At 66.7% G+C, this 22,070-nt stretch carries 21 protein-coding genes; all 21 read right to left on the bottom strand.

Going from position 1 to position 22,070, the window contains the following annotated elements:
• Window positions 1-75 precede the first annotated feature (75 nt).
• Window positions 76-1,584, bottom strand: coding sequence for a 2OG-Fe(II) oxygenase (locus EJV47_RS15125; protein WP_126693998.1), 1,509 nt, complete (start codon window positions 1,582-1,584; stop codon window positions 76-78).
• A gap of 45 nt (window positions 1,585-1,629) precedes the next feature.
• A complete protein-coding gene (locus EJV47_RS15120) occupies window positions 1,630-3,171 on the bottom strand; it encodes a hypothetical protein (protein WP_126693997.1) in 1,542 nt (513 codons plus the stop codon).
• Window positions 3,172-3,428: 257 nt separating this feature from the next.
• Window positions 3,429-3,944 (bottom strand): hypothetical protein, encoded by a 516-nt coding sequence (locus tag EJV47_RS15115; RefSeq protein ID WP_126693996.1) that lies wholly within the window; start codon window positions 3,942-3,944, stop codon window positions 3,429-3,431.
• A gap of 146 nt (window positions 3,945-4,090) precedes the next feature.
• Entirely contained in the window at window positions 4,091-6,199 is a 2,109-nt protein-coding gene (locus EJV47_RS15110; RefSeq protein ID WP_126693995.1) for a glycoside hydrolase family 97 protein, read from the bottom strand.
• A gap of 97 nt (window positions 6,200-6,296) precedes the next feature.
• On the bottom strand, window positions 6,297-7,364 hold the full coding sequence (locus EJV47_RS15105) for a GNAT family N-acetyltransferase (RefSeq protein WP_126693994.1): 1,068 nt from the start codon (window positions 7,362-7,364) through the stop codon (window positions 6,297-6,299).
• Window positions 7,365-7,373: 9 nt separating this feature from the next.
• Window positions 7,374-9,071, bottom strand: a complete 1,698-nt coding sequence (locus EJV47_RS28085) for a T9SS type A sorting domain-containing protein (protein WP_165903775.1) — start codon at window positions 9,069-9,071, stop codon at window positions 7,374-7,376.
• Window positions 9,072-9,147: 76 nt separating this feature from the next.
• The gene (locus tag EJV47_RS15090) at window positions 9,148-9,684 is read right to left on the bottom strand and encodes a hypothetical protein (RefSeq protein ID WP_126693993.1); all 537 of its coding nucleotides are present in this window, start codon (window positions 9,682-9,684) and stop codon (window positions 9,148-9,150) included.
• 126 nt (window positions 9,685-9,810) lie between these two features.
• On the bottom strand, window positions 9,811-9,999 hold the full coding sequence (locus EJV47_RS15085; RefSeq protein ID WP_126693992.1) for a hypothetical protein: 189 nt from the start codon (window positions 9,997-9,999) through the stop codon (window positions 9,811-9,813).
• 54 nt (window positions 10,000-10,053) lie between these two features.
• On the bottom strand, window positions 10,054-10,824 hold the full coding sequence (locus EJV47_RS15080) for a slipin family protein (protein ID WP_126693991.1): 771 nt from the start codon (window positions 10,822-10,824) through the stop codon (window positions 10,054-10,056).
• Between the two features lie 197 nt (window positions 10,825-11,021).
• The gene (locus EJV47_RS15075) at window positions 11,022-11,558 is read right to left on the bottom strand and encodes an HD domain-containing protein (RefSeq protein WP_126693990.1); all 537 of its coding nucleotides are present in this window, start codon (window positions 11,556-11,558) and stop codon (window positions 11,022-11,024) included.
• A gap of 44 nt (window positions 11,559-11,602) precedes the next feature.
• Entirely contained in the window at window positions 11,603-12,136 is a 534-nt protein-coding gene (locus EJV47_RS15070) for a DUF4365 domain-containing protein (RefSeq protein ID WP_126693989.1), read from the bottom strand.
• Between the two features lie 52 nt (window positions 12,137-12,188).
• On the bottom strand, window positions 12,189-13,547 hold the full coding sequence (locus EJV47_RS15065; protein ID WP_126693988.1) for a M28 family metallopeptidase: 1,359 nt from the start codon (window positions 13,545-13,547) through the stop codon (window positions 12,189-12,191).
• 68 nt (window positions 13,548-13,615) lie between these two features.
• A complete protein-coding gene (locus EJV47_RS15060) occupies window positions 13,616-14,815 on the bottom strand; it encodes a beta-ketoacyl synthase N-terminal-like domain-containing protein (RefSeq protein ID WP_126693987.1) in 1,200 nt (399 codons plus the stop codon).
• A complete protein-coding gene (gene bioA, locus EJV47_RS15055; protein WP_126693986.1) occupies window positions 14,808-16,142 on the bottom strand; it encodes an adenosylmethionine--8-amino-7-oxononanoate transaminase in 1,335 nt (444 codons plus the stop codon). The genes EJV47_RS15060 and bioA overlap by 8 nt, the downstream gene beginning before the upstream one ends.
• Window positions 16,143-16,323: 181 nt before the next feature.
• The gene (gene bioD, locus EJV47_RS15050) at window positions 16,324-16,974 is read right to left on the bottom strand and encodes a dethiobiotin synthase (protein WP_126693985.1); all 651 of its coding nucleotides are present in this window, start codon (window positions 16,972-16,974) and stop codon (window positions 16,324-16,326) included.
• Window positions 16,937-18,094 (bottom strand): aminotransferase class I/II-fold pyridoxal phosphate-dependent enzyme, encoded by a 1,158-nt coding sequence (locus EJV47_RS15045; protein WP_126693984.1) that lies wholly within the window; start codon window positions 18,092-18,094, stop codon window positions 16,937-16,939. The genes bioD and EJV47_RS15045 overlap by 38 nt, the downstream gene beginning before the upstream one ends.
• Window positions 18,094-18,621 (bottom strand): hypothetical protein, encoded by a 528-nt coding sequence (locus tag EJV47_RS15040; protein WP_126693983.1) that lies wholly within the window; start codon window positions 18,619-18,621, stop codon window positions 18,094-18,096. The genes EJV47_RS15045 and EJV47_RS15040 overlap by 1 nt, the downstream gene beginning before the upstream one ends.
• 98 nt (window positions 18,622-18,719) lie before the next feature.
• Window positions 18,720-18,986, bottom strand: coding sequence for a hypothetical protein (locus EJV47_RS15035; protein WP_126693982.1), 267 nt, complete (start codon window positions 18,984-18,986; stop codon window positions 18,720-18,722).
• 173 nt (window positions 18,987-19,159) lie between these two features.
• A complete protein-coding gene (gene bioB / locus EJV47_RS15030) occupies window positions 19,160-20,152 on the bottom strand; it encodes a biotin synthase BioB (protein WP_126693981.1) in 993 nt (330 codons plus the stop codon).
• 214 nt (window positions 20,153-20,366) lie between these two features.
• Entirely contained in the window at window positions 20,367-21,053 is a 687-nt protein-coding gene (locus EJV47_RS15025; protein ID WP_126693980.1) for a hypothetical protein, read from the bottom strand.
• 26 nt (window positions 21,054-21,079) lie between these two features.
• The gene (gene rluF / locus EJV47_RS15020; RefSeq protein WP_207895905.1) at window positions 21,080-22,069 is read right to left on the bottom strand and encodes a 23S rRNA pseudouridine(2604) synthase RluF; all 990 of its coding nucleotides are present in this window, start codon (window positions 22,067-22,069) and stop codon (window positions 21,080-21,082) included.
• Window position 22,070 lies beyond the last annotated feature (1 nt).

Below are 22,070 nucleotides of genomic sequence, written 5' to 3'. Positions count from 1 at the left end.
GTCGTTGTACCCGCGCCCCGGTTGCTCCCAGCAGCCGGGGCGCTGTGCTTGTGGCCAGGCGAGTAACAGCGGAAATCAGCAGCCGGGCGGCGGGGCGGCGGGGGCCGCTTCGGGTAGAGGCCAGCGGCGGATGCTGCCGTCGTACGAGGCGCTGAGCAGCTGGCCGGCGGCGTCCAGGGCCAGGGCTTGCACGAAGTTCTGGTGCGGATGCTCGGCCGGGGCGCGGCCCGTTGCCGGGTCCCACACGCGGACGCAGCTGTCCTCGCCGCCGCTGGCCAACCGGCCGCCCGGCAGGGGAAGCAGGGTGCGGACGAGGCCCCGGTGCGCCGCCCAGCAGGCCCGCAAGGTGGCGGTGGTAAAGTCCGCGCCCAGCTCGTACACGCGTATTTCTCCGTGCAGATTGCCACTGACCAGCTGCCGCCGGGGCGCATCGTACGCCAGGCTGAGCACGGATACCAACCCGGGCAGCCGCAGCAGCTCCCGGCCGCTGGGCCAGTGCCAGCAGCGGATGCTGCCGTCTTCGGAGCTGGTGGCCAGCACGTCCGCGCTCAGCACCACGACTTGCCAAACCCAATCGGTGTGGCCGCGCAGGGTGCGGCGCACCTGCCCCTGAGTATCGACGATGTGCACCAGGGCATCGGCGCCGGCGCTGGCGAAGGTGTCGTCGGCAAGGCGGGCCAGGGCCAGCACGGCGCCCTGGTGCAGGGGCAGCGGGGCCGACCTGCCAAAAGCGCCGGCGGCCCCGCGCTGCCAGATGCGTACCTGCTGGTCGCGGCTGCCGGAGACGAAGGTGTCGGCAGTGAGGCGGGCCAGGGCCAGCACGGAGCCCTGGTGGCCGCGCAGCTCCTGCCGGCAGCACCCGGCAGCATCCCAGACCCGGATGACCTGGTCGCGGCCGGCGCTGAGCAGCAGCGGGCCGAGCGGGCACAGCTGCCAGATGTAGCCCAGGTGCACGGCAGCAAAGCCGGGCGCGGCGGCGGGCGCCGGCTGCTGGTACAGCAAGTCGCTGCGCAGCACAAATTTCTCGCCCGCGCTCAACTCCTCGCCTTCGTGCCAGATTTGGTGGTCGAACACAATCAGGTCGCCCTGCTGCGGGTGGTACGCGGCCCAGATTTCGGGCGTGTACTGGTCGCGGAAAAACAAGGTGCGGCCGCCGCCGAAGGTGCGGGCATCGTTCAGGTACACCATAAACGTGAGCCGGGACTGCACCGTGGGCGACACGTGGTGGACGCCGTCGAGGTGGCGGTGAAAGTACTGGCCCGCGGCGTAGCGGCAGAACCGGATGCGGCTGTTGACGCCGAGCAGCTCCCAATCGGCGGTGGCCGGCGCATCGGTGGCGGGCAGCGTAGCGGGCAAGTACGGTGCGGCCCGGGCCAGCAGGCGGGCCGCCAGGGCCGCGTCGTCCACCACGCACCGCTCGTTGTTGCGGTAGTAGGTGGGGTAGTTGGCCGCCGACGAGGCGAAGGCGCGGCGCTGGGGCTCGGCCAGCAGGGCGGCGCACTCAGCCGGGGAAAACAGGCGCGGAATCACGCGGCACAGCAGCGCGCTATCGGGCAGTAAGTCGTAGGCAGATTCGGTGGACATGGCGGGCGAAATGGCCGCTAAAGCTACTGCCAGCGGCGCAGCTGCCTACTCGTCCAGCCGGATGCGGCGGGCCAGGTAGGGCGGCAGCGTCTGGGCGGCGGCCAGCAGCTGGGGCCGGGCCTGCTGCTGCCGGGCCGAATCGGCGAGGCTGCCCACGTAGTTGCGGTAGAGGTAGAACAGCAGCAGGCGGTTGTAGTCGTCGAGCTGGGCGTCGGCCACCATGGTGCGCAGCTTGGCTTCGAGGGCCGGGGCGTGCTCGGTTTCGGCCAGGGCGCGGCCCAGCCGCCCGATGCTGCCGTAGTAGTGGTTGGGGCTCGGGTTCTGCACGCGCAGGCTGATGCCCAGCAGCAAGTCCAGCACGTTGATGTCGAGCACCTCCAGCTCGCGGATGTAGGTCTGGCGCCGCCGCCAGGCGTAGCTGCCGTCCGACACGCGCTCAAACCGGTCGTTCATGATGTCGAGGTGGGCGCGCAGAAACACCTCCCAGCTCACCGACTCAGCAGCCAGCTTGGCAATGCTCAGCGCGTGCAGGCGCGGGCTGTTGTCCATGCTGCAGTCGCCCACCACGATGCGGTTGCGCTTGAGCTGCAGGGCCGTGCGCGGCGAGTCGTAGCGGCTCACGTACTCCTCGAACTCGTCGTCGGCGCCCTGGCCGGCCTGGGCTTCGGCCAGCGCGGCCCGAAACAGCTGCCGGAACTGCGGCGTGGCCGCCAGCGGGTCGAGGACGGCGAAGCGGCGGGTTTCCCAGGCTTGCAGGGCCTGGCTGTGGGCCTCGTAATCTTCGCCCTGCAGCTCGGGTTTCTGCGTCTCGGCCGCCGTGTAGGCCAGAAACTTCGCTATGTCCTTGCCCGCGTCGTCACCGTAGAAGCGGCCGGCGCGACGGGCTTCGGCGGTAAAAACCTGGGCGGTGGTGTCCACCATGCAGTCGGTGTATTGCACCAGCCGGGCGTAGGCCTCGGGCAGCACCGGCTGCCGGAATTCCTCCACGAAGTAAAAGGCCTCGATGGATTCGTCGGAATATTCGGTTTTTTCCTGGTAATCAATAACCCAGCGCTGCCGCAGCGAACCGGAATAAGCGGCAATATTTTCCTTTAGATTAATGTAATGCCCGTCGTGGTAATTCAGCGGCACGCTACTGAATTCCAATTGCGCTTTTTCCTCGCCTTCAGCCGGGCTGAAATGCCGGGTAACCAGCAATTCTTTTTCCGTGGTAGCCCGCGGATATTTGCGCAGAAATTCCTCGTAGCTGATGCCGCTTGCCAGCTCTTTTCGGGCCTGCCGGATGTTGCCTTTCGCCAGCTGTACGTAGTGGGCGCGGGCCTGGGACTGGGCCCGGTAGCGGCGCGTCAGGTCGCAGGTGGTGAAGCGGTAATTAAGCGAGTCGACGATGCGGCGCAGCTGCCGGATGGTGGCAGGCGGGTAAATCAGGCCGTTGTCGGTGGGGCCAAACTCGCCGCCGGGCGTGGCGGCTACGGCCTTTTCTTCGGCGGCGGCCGTGGCTAGTTCGGGGCTGGCCTGCTGGGCAGCGCGCGGGGCGCAGGCCGCGACAAGCAGGGCCGCCAGCGGGACCAATAGCAGCATTTTCATCACGGTAACTATGGTAAGGTGAGCAACGAAACCTGACCGGAAATAGCCGCCGATAAACTAGCGTAGTGGCGGGCCGGCAATTCGCCACCGGCCCGCCTCATTAGCAATACAAACGCGAAAAATAAAAACAATGAACCGGCGGGCTCAATGCAAAAAAAGCAACCGGAGCGCCGTAATTGCTCCGGTTGCTTTCTTGAACGTGACCAGCCGCGCCAGTATTGCGCCGGCTGGATATATTATTTCTGCGTTTGGCCTTTTTAGCTGCGCTTGATTTGCTTGGCTACCCAGGCTTCGAGCTGCCCTTTGTTTTGCAGGGCCAGCAGGTTATCGAGGTTTTTGTCCTTCTCCCAGCCGCCTTTCTGGTAGGCGTTCAGCATGGTTTGCACAGCGGCCAGGTTGGGGGCCAGCTGGGTCTTGTCCTCCGGGTGCTGCAGCGAATAGCGCGCCCAGCCGCCCAGAAACAGGCCCAGCAGCGTAGGATTGGACTTGCAAAGCTCCGTCACGTACTGCTGCAGCCCCACCGACACGTTCGGGGCGCCCTGAATCCACATCAGCAGGAACTGGTTGGTCTGCTGGCGCTTTACGGCTTCGGCATTGCCCGGGACGGTTTCCAGCCAGTTGACGGCCGCAATGACCTGCGGCTCCAGCGGCTTGTAGTCGGCCTCCGTTTTGTACTCGACGTTGGTGGGCACCTCAAAGGTTTGGGCGCGGGCGGCCAGCGGGGCCATCAGCAGCAGGCCCAGGCCCAGCAGCAGGGTAGAAGTAAGCTTCATTGGTGGAAAGGAGAATAAGTGGAGGCAGTAAGATAAGGATTCGTTCCGGTGCGCGTCGGCGGCGCCCGAATTGGCCTTGGTTGCCTTTTCAGCGGGCTGGCGGCCACCGTCGTGCGAAGCCCCGCGCAAGCCTTGGCCGCTTATGCCTACTTCCCGATAGGCTTCAAACTCACCGCCGCCCCGCCGCCGGGCGCCAGTTGCAGCTTCAGGGTGGTATTACGGTCCACCGTCTGCTGCCGAATCTGGTAGGCTTCCGGGTTTTTGTCCCAGGAAGCGTCCTTGGCGTCGGCGTAGATGAGGGCCTGGTACTTGCGGCCGGCGGGCAGAAAATCCAGCTTCACGGTCTGCTGGCGGGCGTTTTCATCGGTAATGGCGCCTAGGTACCACTCCTGGGTGCCCTTGGCCTGGCGGGCAATGGTGAGGTAGTCGCCGGGCTCGGCCTGCAGAATGCGGGTGTCGTCCCAGTCCACGGCCACGTCCTTGATGAACTGAAAGGCGTCGGGGTGCTGCTCGTAGGCTTCGGGCAAATCGGCGGCCATCTGCAGGGGCGAATACATGGTCACGTACAGGGCCAGCTGCTTGGCCAGCGTGGTGTGCACCTGCCGGCCCTGGTTGCGCTGCGGGTTCCAGCTTTCCAGCTTGATGCGGAAGATGCCGGGGGTGTAGTCCATGGGGCCGCCCATAAGGCGGGTGAAGGGCAGGATGGTTTCGTGCTCGGGCGGGTTGCCTTCGCTCCAGGCGTTGAACTCGTTGCCGCGGGACGCTTCCGAGGCCAGCCAGTTGGGGTAGGTGCGGTGCAGCCCCGTCGGCCGCACCGACTCGTGCATGTCGACCATGATGCCGCGCCGGGCCATCTGCTCGGCCGTGCGCACGTAGTGGTTGACCATCCACTGCCCGTCGTGGTGCTCCCCGCGCGGAATGATGCGGCCCACGTAGCCGGTTTTTACCGCCGCGTAGCCGTGCTGCTGCATGAAGGTGAGGGCGCGGTCCTGGCGCCGCTCGTAGTTGGTGACGGAGCCCGAAGTTTCGTGGTGCATGATGAGCTTGACGCCCTTGGCGGCGGCGTACTGTTGCAGCTCGGCCACGCTGAAGTCGGGGTAGGGCGTCACGAAGTCAAACACGTCCTCCTTCCAGTTGCCGTGCCAGTCTTCCCAACCCACGTTCCAGCCCTCCACCAGCACGCCCGGCAGGCCGTGCTGGGCCGCGAAGTCGATGTAGCGCTTCACGTTCTGGGTGTTGGCCCCGTGGCGGCCGTTGGGTTTAAGCCTGCTCCAGTCGGTGCCGGCCAGCTTGAGGTTGCTCGTGTCGGCGTAGTTCCAGCTGCTGCGGTTCACGTGCATTTCCCACCACACGCCCACGTATTTCTGCGGCCGAATCCAGCCCGTGTCCTGAAGCTTGCTCGGCTCGTTCAGGTTCAGAATCAGCTTCGAAGCCAGCACGTGGGGAGCTTGGTCGCTGACCACCACGGTGCGCCAGGGCGTGTGCTCGGGCGCCTGCAGGTAAGCCGCCGCGCCGGTGGCCGCGGGCACCAGGTGGGCCGCCAGGCTATAGCTCTGCGGGTCCACGTCCAGCATCATGGCCGGGTAGTTCACCAGCGCCGCCTCGTGGATATTCACGTACAGCCCGTCAGCCGATTTGAGCATCAAGGGCGTCTGCACCCGCCGCGGGTCTGATTTCAGCTGAATCGGGGTGATGTTCGAGCTGTTGACCTGGCTCAGGCGCGAGGTAGTGTAGGCGTACTCGTTGGAGTCGTAGTCGCCCGGTATCCAGAAGGCTTTGTGGTCGGCGGGCAGGTTGAACTCGGTCTGCTCGCCCAGCACGGTGAAGTACTGCAGCTGGGGTTGCCGCGGCCACTCGTAGCGAAAACCGAGGCCGTCGTCGAACAGGCGGAAGCGCACTTGCATTTGCCGCCGCTCGGGGCCGGGCTGCTGCAGCGTCACCAGCAGCTCCTGGTAGTGGTTGCGGATGTGCTTGACTTCGCCCCATACCGGCGTCCAGGTGTCGTCGTGCCGCGCCGAGTCGATGCGCACCACCGTCAGGCCGCGCTCGAAGCCGGGCTGGTTCTGCAGCCGCACGCCCAGGCGGCTGGGCTGCAGCACGGTTTTGGCCCCGAAGCGGAGCTGGTAGGTCGGCTCCCCGGCCGAATTCAGGCCGAAGCGTAGGCTCAGCTTGCGGGAGGGCGAATGCAGCGTTTGGGCCGGGGCGGCGGCCACCGTCAGCAGAGTAGCGGCCAGGGCCAGGATAAGGCGGGTCATAGCCCCGAAAATACGCCGCGCCGAACGGACTTGCCGCTGTCAGATATGCTTGTAACTCAGATGACGCTGATAATTAATGGCTGAAATAATAGCGCAACTAAAACTCCTCCAGGATTTGCCAGCTGTCCAGCGGCACGCCGAGTACCTGCTGGGCCCGTTCCTGCGCCTGGTCCACGGTGTCACCGGACCAAGCAGCCAGAATTACCTCGCCGCGCCGGGCGTAAAACTGCACGTAGCTGCGGGTCGGCAGCACTTCTTCGATGGTTAGCGTGGTAGGCAGGGGCTTGCGCCGCTTGTTCCGGTGCCTGTAGAAGTGGTAGTAAGGGGCAGAGGCAGCCCAAGCAGGATCATATGCAACTTGGGCCAGCGTGCGGGGCCGGAGTCCCCGAAACTCATCGAGCAGCTGATAAAAGAGCAGCAATGCTTCTTCGGGGTCTTTGCGCTGCTCTTCAATCATGTATACCCAACCGCTGACCGAATCCCCGAAGCCCAGACGCCACGCTGTCCAATCCCAAAAGGTATTAAAATCAGGCTCGTTGGGAGCCGCAGAGTAGATATCGACCGGGCCAGGTCTACTGAGCCGCACCCCGTGGATGCAGGCATTCAAATGGGAGCAGGAAGCCCGCCCTGTGTACATAGCCGGGCGTCTGCGCACGAAATCCAGCAACTCGTAGATGCTATTGGTGGGGAGAGGCCACGTATGTGTTTTTATAACCTCTAGGTAATGGTGTTGCCACTGCTCCGCCGTCATTTCAAACCGTACCTCCCCGCTGCTGGTGCGCCCCGCGTCCTGCCAGCCCTGCCGGCGGTAAAACTCCTCGGCCCGGGTGCCCGGCGCCGTGCTGAGCCACACGGTTTCTGTGGTCTGGCCGAAGTACCAGTCCAGCATCCGCCGGTGCAGCTGCTTGCCGATGCCCTGCCGGTCGTAGGCCGGGTCGACGAACAGGGCCCAGATGCTGTGGCCCTGCAGGTCGGCAATGGCGAAGCCGGTGACGGTGTGCCCATCGGGCAGCGTGGCCACCCAGCCCCGCCCGCGGCGCGTGAGGTAGTCCTCGTAGTGGGCGGGCGTGACCAGGTCGGGCGTACGCAGCACGTTTTCGCGCACGGCAAAGCGCACCCGTTCCAGCTCGGGAAGGTCGCTCAGTTGGGCTTCGCGGTAGAGCATAACAGTGGCTTACTGCTTGGCCCAAGTAGCGCGCAGCGGCTGCCCGGCCACTTCGGTCTGCACCAGGTACAGGCCGGGGGCCAGCTCATCGGCCCGCAGTGGTACTTCCTGCACGCCGGCCGGCAGCGGCACGCTGCGCAGCTGCACCAGGCGGCCGGTCATATCGGTCAGGCGCAGCGTAACTTGCTGGGGCAGGGGTAGCTGCAGGCGCAGGGTGGCGGCGGGGCCGGGGTTGGGGTAGAGGGCCAGCGGTAGCGCCGCCCGCGGCCCGCGGGTAGCCGTGACCGGGCCCAGCAGGCCGGCGGCGCTCAGGTTCTGGGCGTAGATGCCGCGGTCCTGGCGGGCGTCTTCCCACACCGTCACCAACTGGCCCGCGGCGAAGGCGCCGGTGCTGTAGTTGAGCTTTTCGCTGGTCGTGCCCGCCAGCGTTACGGCGCCGGCGGTCCAGGCGGGCTGCTGGGTGGCGTAGGCCAGCTTGGTGGCCTTGAGGATGCGGTTGAGGGCGGAGGTATTTTCGGTGTACACCAGCACCAGCCCGTCGCCCACGTCGCGCAGGCCGGTGGCGCTGTAGTAGGTGCTGCTCACGGGCTGCACGGTGGCGCCGGTAGCGCCCAACTGGGCCGTGCCGGTGCTCAGGTCGAAGCGCTGCAGGGCCATGCCGGAGCTGCCCTGGCTCAGGTCGCGCACGTTGATGGCCGCCCACAGCTCGTTGCGGGCCGCCACCAGCTCCAGCTTGCCGGCGAAGCGCGTGGTGGCGGTGCCCGTCAGCGCCTCGGTGCCGGTGGCGTTCCACAGGGCGCCGCTGCTGCTCACGCGCTGCACGTAGGCGTCGCCGAGGTTGGCGTTGGCGGGGTTGCCGGAGTTGAACAGCGAGTAAAAGCCGCCGCTGCCGTCGGCCAGGATTTCGGGGAAGAAGGCGAAGCCGATGGTTTTGTCGCTGACGCGCACCGGGCTAGTCCACACGGCGTCGCCGTTGGCGGCCAGGCGCTGGGCAAACATGGTCGACACGCCTAGGCCCGAGCCGGTTTCCTCCACGTAGCTCATCAGCACGTCGTCGGTGCCCGTGGCCACGAAGCCGGGGCGGCTGTAGCGCTTCACCGCGTCTTCCACGCGCCGCACCGCCGTCCACGCCGCCACCCCGGCCGGGGTGAATTTCTGGCAGGCTACCCACTTCGGAATGCCCGTGCCGCTGGCGTTCCAGCCCACCACCACGTTGCCGGCCGCCGTCACGCCGATAACCGGCGAGAGGCCGCTGGTGGCCCGGGCATCGGTCAGCGCAATGCCGTTGGCCCCCCACAGCTGCTGGCCCGTGGGGCTGATTTTGTAGATGACCGGCTGCATGGCGCCGCTGCGCATGTCCTGAAAAGCCAGTAAAGCGTTGCCCTGCGGGTCGGCCTTCAGATCGTAGCGGTACAGGGAGCTGGCCTGGGGCTGGTTGCTGACCAGCAGCCCGGCCGCCCCAAACTGCGCATTGCCCGCGGCGTCGAGCAGCTGCAGGCGCATGTCGTAGCCCGCGCCGCGCTGCTCAAACCACGAGACGTAGGTGCCGCCCGCCGGGGCTGGGGCCGTCAGCGGGGTTACTTCGCTGGCCCCCGCCGCGTCGCGCACGGCCAGGTTCTGCTGGGCATTGGCCGACCACTGGGCGGTGGCGGGCTGGGCCAGGAACAATGCGGCGGCCAAGCCGCTCAGGAGTAGAGTTGTTTTCATGCAGCGACCAATGAGGTGCCGCAAGGTAATTGTTCTCAACTAAGAGCAAATTGTTTATATGTGACTCAGCGGGCGGCTACAGCAGCACTTCCAGCGTGAGGGCGGGCAGTACCAGCAGGCGGCGGCCGGTTTTGCGCATGGTGCCGGCTGCTTCGTCGTACCCGGCCCGGAAGCCGTTGGCCCCGAACACCAGCAGGCCGGTGCGCAGGCGGCGGTGAAAGCGCACGTTGGCCCCGAAGGAGCCGCCCACGTTCAAATCCTGCAGGGTGCCGTGGCCGCCGCGCTGCTGCCAGTGGTAGGCCGAGTAGATGCCGCCCAGGCCCACCGTGGGCTCCAGCCAGGGCAGGCGGGAGGGCAGAAAGTAGGTCAGCTGCCCGATGCCGGCCGCGCTGTACTCGCCCGCTACAGTGCCATCGGACTGGCGCACGGCGGCCAGCTTCAGCCCCAGACGACGGGTGGCCCGCACTTCGCCCAGCAGCCCCGCGGTGCGGTACGAGCCAAGCACGCCCACGGCGGCGCGGTATGAATCAGGGGCTGGCGCGGTAGTCGTGGGCGCCTGGGCGTGAGTCAGATAAGGCAACAGGGCCAGGGCCGGCAGCAAATAGGGTTTCATGGGAATAAGCAGGGCATGAATAAGACAAGGCGAAGATAACAGCGCCCGGCAGGCAACCTAGCGGGGCGGCCTGCCGGGCAAATGAATAAACCGGCTAACGGAATCGGGAACGGGCAATAAGCGGGGTTAGAACGACCGGTCGTAGCGCGTGGGGCGGCGCGAGGCTAGCAGGAGCAGCAGCGTGGCCAGCGGGCCCAGCAGCAGGCTCAGCAGAAACCAGCCGAAGGCGCTGCGGCCTTTGCTCTGGGCCAGCAGGGCGGTCAGCAGGGCCAGCGTGCCCCAGCCCAGGGAGTGTTCGTGGTGAAAGCAGTGCATGGGGTGAGTGGTTGATGAGCGTTGGAAAAGCGGTTTTGGAGCAGGGGCCGGCGCTTAAGCGCCGGCCGCCGGCTGGCCGGCCATCTGCGAGAAGGCGCGGGCGGCGTTGGTGAAGTCGGAGGGCACCAGCACCACGGTGGTGGTATTGTTGTCGATGCCGATTTCGGAGAGCATCTGCATGCGGCGCAGCTCCAGGGCCATGGGGCTGGTTTCCATCTGCCGGGCACCCTGGGTGAGCTTTTCGGAAGCTTCCAGCTCGGCTTCGGCCTTGATGAGGCGGGCGCGCTTCTCGCGGATGGCCTCGGCCTCCCGGGCCATGGCGCGCTGCATGGAGCCGGGTATCTCCACATCCTTGATTTCCACCATCTCAATCTTCACGCCCCAGGGCTCGGTGGCCTGGTCCACAATCTGCTGCAGCGTCCGGTTGATCTGCTCCCGCGACTTGAGCACCTCATCCAGCTGGTGCTGGCCGATGATGTTGCGCAGGGCCGTGACGGACAGCTTGTACACCGCCTGGTGAAAGTTGGCCACCTTGATAACTGCGTTGGCGGGCTGCACCACCCGAAACCACAGCACCGCGTTGACCTTGATGGTGACCGAGTCCTTGGTAATGGTTTCCTGCTGCTCCAGATCCACCGTTTTGGTACGGATGTCGATGGTCTGCTGCCGCTCGATGATGGGGATAATCCAGTACAGTCCCGGGCCGCGCACGCCGGCAAAGCGGCCGAGGCGGAAGACAATGGCCCGCTCGTGCTCCTGCGCAATGCGCAGGCCGGCGAGCAGGAAGACGACAATAATGAGGACGATGATAAGGGTAGTGCTCATGGCTGAGGCAGAAAAGGCACGAACAACGCTGTTCGTGCTTCATGCTGCTCATGCCGCGTGCCAACTGATGCTGCTATTTGCTAAGTGCTTATTAGAGGCGTGGTTAATCGTAGAATGCCGGTTCGGAGCCGGTGCACCCCTTTCATTTTGGTAGGGTTTGTTTTCCCAATGCGAAATGCTGGACCGGAAAAGAGGCGCTACTCCGGCAGGTAAGCTCCGTAATCCGCAATCTTGCCCCTCAGCCGCGCTTCGAGGTACGCGTGCCCCCCGGCCAGCGCCGCCCGAATAGCCTCCGCTTCCTGCTGATAAGCTCTGATCTTGGCCGCATCCCAGTGCGCGGGCGGCTCCTGCAGGTTGGTAATGCGGTCGGCCAGCTTCACGGCCCACACTTCCCGGGGCTGCTGCCGGATGCGCGTGAGGCTATCGGCCATTTTCTCGGCCTTGGGCAGGGCGTCGTTCTTGGTCAGGGCTTGCACGCCGGCGGCCACGGCCGGGCCGAATTCGGTGGCCAGCTGCTCCGGGGTGGCCGCGGTGTCTTCCAGCGTGTCGTGCAGCAGGGCCAACTGCACGGCCAGGGCCACGTCGAAGCCAGCCGGGTGCTCAGCGGCCAGGATTTCCATGGCTACGTTGCTCAGGTGCACCACGTAGGGCAGCGCGGAGCTCGGAATCAGCTGGCCCTGGTGCTGGCGGGCGGCAAAGCGGATGGCGCGTTGGTAGGCGGTCTGGAAGATCATCGACGGAGTCTTGGCGGCATGGGCTTCTTTTGTACGAAGTGCGGTTAGCTGCCTTTCATGCTTTGGATAAAATGCTCTACGCTGTACGCTTCGAGCAAGGGCATATTGCGCTGCGAAACGTTGACGCCCCATTCCGGCTTGCTGGTCTGGCCGAGTTCTTTGCGGTATTCCCGGTCACGCAGTAACTCGTTGGGCGCAAGCCAGGCAGTTGATGGAATCAGATACAGCGACGGAGATTGGTTGTTTCGCAGAATAACCAGAGCCAAATAGAGGTTTGCGCGTAGCGTATTACCCCAAGTATGTTTCGATACGAAAACATAGCCGGTTCCTGCGCGAATAGTCTTGACTTGCACATCAATGTGCTTGGAATCATCAAGTCGCACTACAAAGTCGATTCCCCGGTCATCTACATCATTGTAATAGGTTTCAAGGCCAGCTAGTGTAAGCCAGAGCTTGGTCCAATATTCACCGATTCTCCCAACTGAGAGGTGCGAAAGATGCTCATATGAGAAGTTAGCGAAATCAGAGGCCATACCCTTCAGTTCGTTGAACGAGAAAATGCTATCTGGAGTCAGCACGCGAGATTCCTCGACAAGCTCGGAATGACGTTCTGAAATCCTGGCTAAAGCACTACCGCACCGGCTTGGGAATCACCGGCAGGCTCTCGTGGCCCTGGGCATCCACGGCGGCCACGCCGAAGATGTAGTTGTCTTTGCTGTGGGGTAAGTCGGCAGTGAGGCCCTGGGCCGGGAAGCGCTGCTGCCACACCGGGGAGGACGTTTCGCGCATGAGCACCACGTAGCCGGCGGGCTGGCGGCCGGTGGCGGGGGCTTCCCACTTCAGCTGGGTGCGGTTGGTGAGGACGGCGGTGAGCACGCCCACGTTTTGCGGGGCGGCCGGGGCCAGGGCTAGGCCGGCCAGGGTGGCCAGGTTCACGCCGGTGTTCTTGCGCAGGTACTCGTAGTCCACAAATTCGGGCAAGTCGCCGTACTGCCGGCCGTTTTCGGTGCGCAAATCCTGGTGCTGGTGGGTGAAGTCCTCGTTCATCTCCGAGAAGCGCACCGCCGCGTAGCCCTGCTGGTTGAAGGGCGTATGGTCGCCGCCGCGCAGAAACCGGTCGGGGCGGTATTCCAGCTCCACTTTGTGGCCGGCCACGTACTGCTCGCCGGCCTGCTTGGCGTAGCGGGCCAGCTGGCGGGAGGGCGAGTCGTTTTCCGACGAGAGCTGCCGGCGCAGCTGGGCCTGCTCGGGCGTCTCGCCGGCCGGCACGCCTTCGCTGAACACCCGCACCCGGCCCGCGTCCTTGATTTCGGGGTCGTGGCCGGTGGAGTTGCCCACGATGTCGTTGTTGAGCATGCCCACCACGTTCCAGTTCAGCTGCTTGGCCTTGCGCGCCAGGTAGCCCGAGCCAATGAGGCTCTGCTCTTCGCCCTGCACGGCCACGAACACGATGGTGCAGGGAAACCGGCGCGTCGACATCACCCGGGCCAGCTCCATGACGATAGCCACGCCCGAGCCGTCGTCGTTGGCGCCGGGCGCGTCGGCCGTGCGGTTCATCACGTCCGTCACCCGCGAGTCGAGGTGGCCGCTGACGATGAACACGCGGTTGTCGGCCGGGTCGGTGCCGGGCAGCGTGGCCATGACGTTGGCCATAACGGTTTTCACGTCGACGCGGCGGCCGTCGGGCTTCACCGTGAAGGTGTCCTGCACCACCTGCAGCCGCCCGCCGCTGGCCTTGGCGTACCGGCGAAACTCGTCCTCCACCCAGCGCCGGGCCGCCCCGATGCCGCGCTTCTTGTCTTTGGTGTCGGAAAGCGTGTGGCGGGTGCCGAACGACACCATTTTGTAGATGTCATCCTTGAGCCGCTGGCTGGAAATTTCGCCCACCATCTTCTGAATTTCCGCGTCGGCGGGCGGTGGGGGTAGGGTTTGGGCCGCGGCGGCCAGGGGCAGAGCAAGAACGGCGGTGAGAAGCGCGAATGGTTTCATGAAGGCAGCAAGTGGGAAAAGCGCGGCACGGCGAACATACGGCATTTTGCCCGGCCGGGTGCGTAGCGTTAGTCCACCCGCCGCACCACGGCACAGGCCGCGTTGCCCCCGAAACCGGCCGCGTTGACCAGCACCCGGCGCAGCGGGCGGCGTAGCGGGTGCTGGTGGAGCCAGCTGGCGAAGGGCAGCGGCGGCAGCGGCGCCCCGCGCAGCAGCGCCAGGGCCCAGGCCAGGCTCAGGGCCCCCGAGGCCCCCAGCGTGTGGCCCAGCAGCCACTTATTCGACGCGCAGGCCGGTAGCTCGGCCCCGAACACCGCTGCCAGGGCCGCCCGCTCGGCCGCATCGCCGGCGCGGGTGCCGGGGCTGTGCAGCACGGCCAGGTCGATATCGGCGGGGCCCAGGCCGGCCAGCTGCAGCGCCTGCCGCATGGCCTGCTGAAAGTGCTGCCCGTCGGGCGTGAGGCCGGTTTTGGTGCCGGTGGCCTCGAAGCCGAAGCCCACGCTTTCCAGCACCAGGTCCCCGGATTGCACTTGCCCGGCCGGCACGGCTTCGAGGGCAAATACGGCCGCGCCTTCGCCCAGCACGAAGGTGGAGGGGCCGCCCGCCCCGGGCCGGCAGGGCCAGTCGGCCGCCGGCAGCTCGGAATAAATGCCCACGGCCCGCATCTGGGCCAGCGTGAAGGGCGTGAGCGGGGCCTCGGTGCCGCCGGCCAGAAAGCGCCCGGCCAGGCCGGCGCGCAGCCAGGCCAGGGCGTTGCCCAGGGCTTGCAGGGCGGTGCTGCAGGTGCTGCTGTGGCTGATAGCCGCCCGCGCTCGGCCCAAGTCATCGGCCACCCAGCTGGCCACGTTGCCCAGGGTGGTCAGGGGCGAGGCGGCGGGGGCGGCGGCACCGGTGCGCAGGTACTCGGCGTGGAAGGCTTCGAGCCGCTCGGTGGCCCCGCGCGAGGAGCCGATGCTCAGGGCCAGCGCCGCCGGGGCGGCGTGCTCAGTGGTACCGGGGGACGACCAACCCGCGGCGGCCGTGGCCCGGCGGGCCGTCAGCAAGGCCAGCAGCACGCTGCGGTCGAGGGTGCGGTAGGCGGGGCGGCTGCGGCGCAGCGCGTCCAGGGCCGCTTCGGCCGCGGCGGGCAGGGCGGCTACGGGCAGCCCCGCGCCGTGGGCGTCGGGGCGGAAGGGGGATGCGGCCGGCGCGGCCCCGAAGCCTAGCCCCAGGGCCGAGGCGCTGCCCCAGCCGCGGATAACGACGGTCGGCAGGGCAGCGTTAGTCATTGAGCGGAAATTCGGGCAGGTGAGTGGCGGCGGGCGCGTCGGCGGGGCGCAGCACCAGCGCCCGCATGGCGCGCAGCACCTCGTACACCAGGGCCAGCTCGTCGTCCTGCATGCAGTAGGGCGGCAGCACGTACACGATGTTGCCCAGGGGGCGCAGCACCACGCCGCGCGCCAGGCCCAGGGCGTAAAACTCGTCGCGCAGGCGGCTGAAGTACGAGGACGTATCGGCCGCGCCAAACTCCACGGCCAGGATGGTGCCCCGCTGCCGCACGGCCCGGATGCCGGGCTGCCCGCGCAGCTCCCCGGCAAAGGCGGCGTGGCGGGCCTCGATGCGCGCCCGGTCGGCGGCCGACTCAGGGGTGAGCAGCAGCTCCAGGCTGGCCAGGCCGGCGGCGCAGGCCACGGGGTTGGCGGTGTAGGAATGGCCGTGGAAGAAGGTGCGGGCCCGGTCTTCGCTGAGGAAGGCTTCGTAAATGGCGGCCGTGCAGGTGGTGGCGCCCAGGGCCATGGTGCCGCCGGTCAGCCCCTTCGAGAGGCAGAACAAGTCGGGCTGCTCGGTGAGAAAATCGGCGGCAAACAGGCGGCCGGTGCGCCCGAAGCCGGTCATCACCTCGTCGGCAATGCAGAGGGCGCCCGCGGCGTGGCAGCGGCGGATGAGCGCGTCGAGGGCTGCGGGCTCGTACATGACCATGCCGGCCGTGCCCAGCACCAGCGGCTCGAAGATGAAGGCCGCCACGGCGTGCTGCTGCAAAATGGCGTCGAGCTGGGCCAGGGCGGCGGCTTCGCGGCCGGGCACCGGCACGTCGATGTACTGCACGTCGAAGAGCAGCTCGGCGAAGGGCGCGGTGAAGGCCGAACGGGCGCTGACCGCCATGGCCCCGAACGTGTCGCCGTGGTAGGAGTCGCGGAAGGCTACCAGGGTGCGCCGCTCGGGCTGACCCCGGTGGTAGAAGTACTGCACGGCCATTTTCAGGGCCACCTCGATGGCTGTGGCGCCGTTGTCGGAGTAGAACACGCGGCGCTGATTCGGGGGCAGCACCCCGAGCAGCCCTTCGGCCAGCTCCACGGCCGGGGCGTGGGTGAAGCCGGCAAACATCACGTGGGCCAGCTGCTGCAGCTGCTCGCCCACGCGGCGGGCAATGACGGGGTGGGCGTGTCCGTGCAGGTTGACCCACCACGAGGCCACGGCGTCGAGGTAGCGGCGGCCGTCGTCGGCAATCAGCCAGGCGCCTTCGCCGCCCACCACGGCAATGGGCAGCGGGGCGGTCTGCATCTGGGTGTAGGGGTGCCAGAGCACGGCGGCGTCGCGTTCGGCCAGGTTGGGCATAGATGGTTCGGCGTGTAGCGCTGACTGCGACTTCGTTGACCTTCGGTGGTAGTCGGCGCTGGCGGCGCAGCCGCCAATGCGGGGCCGCGCCGTTTGGGAAATATGACGATTGGGCTACCGCTGCCTCCGTAGACGTGGCCCATTGGGGCGGTTTCACCGAGCCGGCGGCGGCTACGCAGCGCTACAGCTGCACCTGCCGGGCGTAAGCTGCCACCACCGGCGGCGTCAGCTCCGCCTCGGGCCGCAGGCGCAGCAGCAAGGGGGCGGGCGTGTGCTGCAGAATAGCGGCTTCCGTCGGCTCGTCGGGCGGGCCGTTGAATACCAGGCCGCGCAGCGCGATGCCGCGCTGCCGCAGCACTTCCAGCGTAAGAAGGGTGTGGTTGATAGAGCCCAGGTAGTGCCGGCTCACCACCACCACTGCCAGGCCCAGCTGCTGCACCAGATCGGCCACCAGGAAGCCCGGGGCCAGGGGCACCAGCAGGCCGCCCGCGCCTTCTACCACCAGATGATTGGGCGTATCGGGCAGGCGGAAGTCGGCGGGCTGAATCTGCACCTGCTCGGCGGCGGCGGCGCGGTGCGGGGAGGCCGCCAGCTGCAGGCGGTGCCGCTCGGGGTGAAACGAGCTGCCGGGGTGCGTCACGAGGCGGCGCACTTCGTCGAGGTCGGTGTGCTCCAGGCCGCCGGCCTGCACGGGCTTCCAGTAGTCGGCGCCGAGGGCCTGGGTGAGGATGGCGGCGGCCACGGTCTTGCCCACGTCGGTGCCGATGCCGGTAACGAACAGGCGCTCGGGCTGCTCAGGCCAGCGCCGTACGGAGGGCGGAAACGAGGTCATGGATTTCGGATTCGGTGTTGAAGCTGTGCACGATAACGCGCAGGCACTGCTGGCCCGCCGGCACCGTGGGCGGCACGATGGCGCGCACGTCGAAGCCGGCCCGCTGCACGGCGGCCGCCGCGGCCCGGACCTGGGCCGCGGCGTAGCCCGGCAGCTGCACCGGCACGATAACGCGGCTACCAGCCGGCACCCGGGCGCCGGGCACTTCGGCCAGCTGCCGGTGCAGGTAGGCCGAAAGCTGCTGCAGCCGCTGCCGCTCGGCGTCGAGAGTTGGTAGCACCTCGTAGCCGGCGCGCAGGGCGGCCAGGGCGTAATCGGGGGCGGCGGTGGTGTAGATAAAGGGCCGGCTGAAGTTCAGCAGGTAGTCGCGCAGCAGCTGCGGCCCGATGACGGCCGCGCCCTGGCTGCCCAGCGCCTTGCCGAAGGTGACAACCCGCGCCAGCACCGCGGCTTCGAGGCCCAGCTCGGCCACCAGCCCGGCCCCGCCGGGGCCGTACACGCCCAGGCTGTGCGCCTCGTCCACGATGAGCTGCGCGCCCGATTCCCGGCACACGTCGGCCAGTTCCGGCAGTGGGGCCGCGTCGCCGCTCATGGAATACACCGCTTCCACGGCCACGAATACGGCCGCGCCTTCGGGCAAGGCCAGCCGCCCGAGCCGCTGGCGCAGGTGCCCGGCGTCGTTGTGGCGGAAGCTGTAGGCCGTGGCGAAGGAGCCGCGCAGGCCTTCCTTCACCGAGGCGTGGGAGGCTTCGTCGTAGAGAATTACGTCGCCGCGCTGGGGCAGGGCGCTGAGCAGGCCGTGGTTGGCGGCGTAGCCCGAGGTAAAGAGCAGGGCCGCTTCGGCCGCGTGGAAAGCGGCCAACTGGGCTTCCAGGGCCTCGGCGGCGGCCGAGTTGCCGGTGAGCAGGCGGGCGCCGGTGCTGCCCAGCGTGGCCGCTTGGGCGGCGGCCCGCTGCACGGCGGCGCGCAGGGCCGGGTGCCGGCTCAGGCCGAGGTAGTCGTTGGAGGCAAAATCGACCAGCGGGGCGGCCGGCGGCGCGGGCAGCCGGCGGCGGGTGCCGGCCTGCTCGCGCTGCTGCAGCTGCCGACTCAGGCGGTCGAGCAGGGGAGAAGCGGGCATTACTTTTTCTTATCCGCGGGAGAGTCGAACTGGCGCGGCATTCCTAGGGAGTCGGGCTGCCAGCCCAGCGCGGCGCGGGCCTCGCGGCGCACGGTGGTTTCGAAGACCTGCTCGTTGAGCATATCGAGGCTGGCCACGTGGACGATGGTGCCCGGACCGGAACTAGCGTCTTCGTACAGGATGTAGGTACTCCGGCCCAGCCAGTACCAGGTATTAGGCTCCTGCCCGGTACGCGGGGCGCCGTAGCGGCGCGTCAGCTGCTCGCGCACGGCACGGCTTTTCTGCTCCTTGGCCAGCATGTAGACGGCCCCGATGTAGCGCCCACCCCGAAACCAAAACGTCACGTCGCGCACCCGCTGCCGGGCCAGCGTGAGCGTGTCGGCCTGGGCGGTGTACAGATGCGTGGTGCGCCAGCGTTTGCCGATACCGTTGGTAGTGGGCCGCAGCCAGGGCACGCTACCCTCGGCCGCGCCCAGCCGGATGCCCTGTACCGCGTAGGCCGAGTCGAGCAGCTGCAGGCCGGGCATGGGGCCGGCCGTGGTCTGCGCCCGCGCGGTCAGGCCAAGCCCAGCGGCCGCGGTCAGCAGCCCCGCAGCCGCAGCACGACGCAGGCAGGCGCCCCGGCTCACAGCGCAAACTGTCCGGCCGACAGCCACACCGAGCCGTCCTGCCCGAAGGTACGGGCCGTAATGACCACCCAATCGGAGTCCACTTCCACCCGGTCGCCGACGGCGGGCAGCACGCCGTGCCGCTCGTGCACCAGGTTCACCGCCGCCCCGATTTTGTCTTCCAGCTCGGTAATCAGCTCCTGGGCCTGGAGGGCATCGGGGTGCTGGCGGCGCAGCTCTTCGGCGTAGGTATGGTCGAGGTTGAGGTCGAAGGAAATGGTCATCTAGTTTCAGGGTATGAGGGTAGGAGGGTATGAGGGCAGGAGTTGGCGGGGTACGCGTTCGGGCGGGTAGGAGTTCGAGTGAAAAGGGCCGGGCGTGTTTGGCCTCATGCCCTAAAACCCTCTCTCTCCCTCAAACTCCTGCCCTCACACACCCTTACCCTCATACCCTATAATTACAGCGCTGCCAGCACCGTGGCACCCTCGGGCACGTGGTTTTTAAACGACTGGCGCGGCTTCAGGCCGAGCAGGGCAAACATCTGCTGGTCGGCGTCGAAGTCGGGGTTGGGGGTGGTCAGCAGCTTTTCGCCCGAGAAGATGGAGTTGGCGCCGGCCAGGAAGCAGAGGGCCTGCTCCGTGACGGGCATTTCCTGGCGGCCGGCCGAGAGGCGCACCATCGTGCCGGGCATCAGAATGCGGGCCGTGGCAATCATGCGCAGCATTTCCCACACGCTCACGCGGGGCTGCTCGGCCAGCGGGGTGCCCTGCACCGGCACCAGCGCATTCACCGGCACCGACTCGGGGTGGGCCGGCAGCGTGGCCAGCGTGTGCAGCATCTTCACGCGGTCCTCGTCCGTCTCGCCCAGCCCGATGATGCCGCCCGAGCACACCGACAAACCCGCCTTGCGCACGTTTTCCAGCGTATCGAGCCGGTCGTTGTAGGTGCGGGTGGTGATGATGTTGGAGTAGTTTTCCTCGCTGGTGTCGAGGTTGTGGTTGTAGGCGTAGAGGCCGGCTTCCTTGAGGCGCTCGGCCTGGTACTCGTTCACCATGCCCAGGGTGGCGCACACCTCCAGGCCCAGGTCGTTTACCTGCGTCACCATGTTGAGCACGCGGTCGAAGTCGCGGTTGTCGCGCACCTCGCGCCAGGCGGCGCCCATGCAGAAGCGGGTGGAGCCGGCCTCCTTGGCGCGCTGGGCGGCGGCCAGCACCTCGGCGTCGGGCAGCAGCTTGTGGGCCTGCACGCCGGTGTGGTAGCGGGCGGCCTGGGGGCAGTAGGCGCAGTCCTCGGGGCAGCCGCCGGTCTTCACCGACAGCAGGGTGCACACCTGCACTTCGCCGGTGGCCTGGTGCTGGCGGTGCACCTCGGCGGCCTGGGCTACCAGTTCCAGCACGGGTTGATGATAGATGGCGTGTACTTCGTCGAGCGTCCAGTCGGTGCGGAGCATGGGAGACGGTGGGGAGTGGTTGTGGGAAATCCGGAGCCGTTTGCGGCGACGAAAACGGCCCGCCGCAGTCGTAGCAGGCGACTTTGGCGGGCCGAAGGTAGGCGGTCGGCGGGATTTGGCAGATGAAGCACCTGGCTGGTGCATATCAGGTTGGTTGTACTCCGCACAAAGTCAGAACCATACCCCAGCCCGATCTACTCTGAAAAGCATGCGGCTACTTGGGGTCCGGAAAGCACTGGGGGCCGATGGCCCCACCACCGTATTCCAGCACCACCGTCCGGTTTAGCGGTTCCAGGCTACAGTTGTTGCTCCAGCGGTTTTGCATCAGGCTATCCGAAGGCGGCTGGCTGAACAGGTTGTAACTGTACTTGCCCATGTCGCTGCGGGCAAAGCCAATCTGGGTGGGCTCACCGCTTTTAACCGAAATACAGTTGGCGGCGTCAAGCTGCTGCTGGATTTCCCGGAACGTCGCGTCGGTCCAGCCAAGCTGCTGCTTGACTTCTGCCAGATCGAGGGTTTCCAGCGGTGCGTCGGCTGGGTTGAAGCTCTTGGTGGCCGGACGTTCGTAATCATACGGATCGATGGCCCACTGCTGAAAAACCACAGTCCGGTCATGCTCGCCCGGACCTGTTTTCTTGTACACCCACAAGTCAATTTCCTCCTCCTCCCGGTACTCGATATACACTTGGAAGGAGCTCGGTACAACGCTATTGAAATAGGTTTTGACCTGCTGTAGCTGTGTCTCGTGGGTGCGGTAGTTTTGAATCAGTTCCGCCTTGCTGGAAGCTCCAGCGTCGCTGGTTAAGGCCCAAAGAAATGCCAGCCCCGGAGCAATCATTATGAAGCCGACGACAATGATTGTCACTGCTAAACCAAGAACGATTTTAATCCAGGTGCTCATCTGATATGTGGTTGATAAGTAGTTGATCAACGAGTGCGGCTGCCAGTGCTGCCGCGCCCGGTACGTCCGGCCGGCTTTCCGTTAGTGCTACGCGGAGGTTTGCCGGCCGCTTTACCTGTGCCGCCCGGCCCGGCCGCCTTCGGCTTGCCCGTGCCCGGCCGGTGCCGGCCCTTGGCCTGAGCCTCGGCGCCGTAGGTTTTGGGCCGGGGCTTGGCTTCTTTGGGGCGCGGGGCCTCGCTGAGCCACTCCTCGCTGGCTATCTGCTGGGGCGTCTTTTCGCCCCGGGCGCGGCGCTTGCTGCTGGTGCCCTTGGAGTGCTCGATCTTCTCAAACAGCACGGCCAGCTCCTTGTCGGTCAGCTCGCGCCAGTCGCCCACGCCCAGGCCTTTCAGGGTGATGTGCATGATGCGGATGCGCTCCAGCTGCACCACCTCGTAGCCGAAAAACTCGCACATGCGGCGAATCTGCCGGTTCAGGCCCTGCACCAGCGTGATGCGGAAGATGTAGTCGGTTTCGCGCTGCACCGGGCAGGGCTTGGTGATGGTGCCCAGCATGGGCACGCCCTGGCGCATGCTTTCCAGCACGGCGTCGGTGAGGGGCTTGTCTACCATCACGATGTACTCCTTCTCGTGCTCGTTGCCGGCCCGCAGGATCTTGTTGACGATGTCGCCGTTGGAAGTCAGCAGAATGAGCCCCTGCGACTCCTTATCGAGGCGGCCGATGGGGAAGATGCGCTCCGAGTGCTTGATGTAGCGGATGATGTTGTCCTTCACGCCCCGCTCGGTGGTGGTGGTGATGCCCGGGGGCTTGTTGAAGGCAATGTAGATGGCGTCCTCGGCCGCCCGCGGCTCGATACGGTTGCCGTTGACGACCACCTTATCGGTGGGTTCCACCTGGGTGCCCACTTCGGCGCGCTTGCCGTTCACGAACACCACGCCCTGCTCGATAAACCGGTCGGCTTCGCGGCGGGAGCAAAGGCCGCTTTCGCTGATGTACTTGTTGAGGCGGGTAGGCATG

The sequence above is a fragment of the Hymenobacter gummosus genome, from assembly GCF_003970915.1.
Classification (GTDB): domain Bacteria; phylum Bacteroidota; class Bacteroidia; order Cytophagales; family Hymenobacteraceae; genus Solirubrum; species Solirubrum gummosum.
The sequence above is the reverse complement of the archived record's forward strand: the minus strand, read 5'-3'. Positions and strand labels throughout refer to the sequence as shown.

What these genes read in the sequence shown, in the direction of transcription:
- EJV47_RS15105 (WP_126693994.1), bottom strand. Translation starts at nt 7,364, where the DNA reads ATGCTCTACCGCGAAGCCCAACTGAGCGACCTTCCCGAGCTGGAACGG.
- bioD (WP_126693985.1), bottom strand. Translation starts at nt 16,974, where the DNA reads ATGACCTCGTTTCCGCCCTCCGTACGGCGCTGGCCTGAGCAGCCCGAG.
- bioB (WP_126693981.1), bottom strand. Translation starts at nt 20,152, where the DNA reads ATGCTCCGCACCGACTGGACGCTCGACGAAGTACACGCCATCTATCAT.
- EJV47_RS15080 (WP_126693991.1), bottom strand. Translation starts at nt 10,824, where the DNA reads ATGAGCACTACCCTTATCATCGTCCTCATTATTGTCGTCTTCCTGCTC.
- EJV47_RS15065 (WP_126693988.1), bottom strand. Translation starts at nt 13,547, where the DNA reads ATGAAACCATTCGCGCTTCTCACCGCCGTTCTTGCTCTGCCCCTGGCC.
- EJV47_RS15125 (WP_126693998.1), bottom strand. Translation starts at nt 1,584, where the DNA reads ATGTCCACCGAATCTGCCTACGACTTACTGCCCGATAGCGCGCTGCTG.
- EJV47_RS15090 (WP_126693993.1), bottom strand. Translation starts at nt 9,684, where the DNA reads ATGAAACCCTATTTGCTGCCGGCCCTGGCCCTGTTGCCTTATCTGACT.
- EJV47_RS15060 (WP_126693987.1), bottom strand. Translation starts at nt 14,815, where the DNA reads ATGACTAACGCTGCCCTGCCGACCGTCGTTATCCGCGGCTGGGGCAGC.
- EJV47_RS15120 (WP_126693997.1), bottom strand. Translation starts at nt 3,171, where the DNA reads ATGAAAATGCTGCTATTGGTCCCGCTGGCGGCCCTGCTTGTCGCGGCC.
- EJV47_RS15075 (WP_126693990.1), bottom strand. Translation starts at nt 11,558, where the DNA reads ATGATCTTCCAGACCGCCTACCAACGCGCCATCCGCTTTGCCGCCCGC.
- rluF (WP_207895905.1), bottom strand. Translation starts at nt 22,069, where the DNA reads ATGCCTACCCGCCTCAACAAGTACATCAGCGAAAGCGGCCTTTGCTCC.
- bioA (WP_126693986.1), bottom strand. Translation starts at nt 16,142, where the DNA reads ATGCCCAACCTGGCCGAACGCGACGCCGCCGTGCTCTGGCACCCCTAC.
- EJV47_RS15035 (WP_126693982.1), bottom strand. Translation starts at nt 18,986, where the DNA reads ATGACCATTTCCTTCGACCTCAACCTCGACCATACCTACGCCGAAGAG.
- EJV47_RS15040 (WP_126693983.1), bottom strand. Translation starts at nt 18,621, where the DNA reads ATGCCCGGCCTGCAGCTGCTCGACTCGGCCTACGCGGTACAGGGCATC.
- EJV47_RS15115 (WP_126693996.1), bottom strand. Translation starts at nt 3,944, where the DNA reads ATGAAGCTTACTTCTACCCTGCTGCTGGGCCTGGGCCTGCTGCTGATG.
- EJV47_RS15110 (WP_126693995.1), bottom strand. Translation starts at nt 6,199, where the DNA reads ATGACCCGCCTTATCCTGGCCCTGGCCGCTACTCTGCTGACGGTGGCC.
- EJV47_RS28085 (WP_165903775.1), bottom strand. Translation starts at nt 9,071, where the DNA reads ATGAAAACAACTCTACTCCTGAGCGGCTTGGCCGCCGCATTGTTCCTG.
- EJV47_RS15025 (WP_126693980.1), bottom strand. Translation starts at nt 21,053, where the DNA reads ATGAGCACCTGGATTAAAATCGTTCTTGGTTTAGCAGTGACAATCATT.
- EJV47_RS15045 (WP_126693984.1), bottom strand. Translation starts at nt 18,094, where the DNA reads ATGCCCGCTTCTCCCCTGCTCGACCGCCTGAGTCGGCAGCTGCAGCAG.
- EJV47_RS15085 (WP_126693992.1), bottom strand. Translation starts at nt 9,999, where the DNA reads ATGCACTGCTTTCACCACGAACACTCCCTGGGCTGGGGCACGCTGGCC.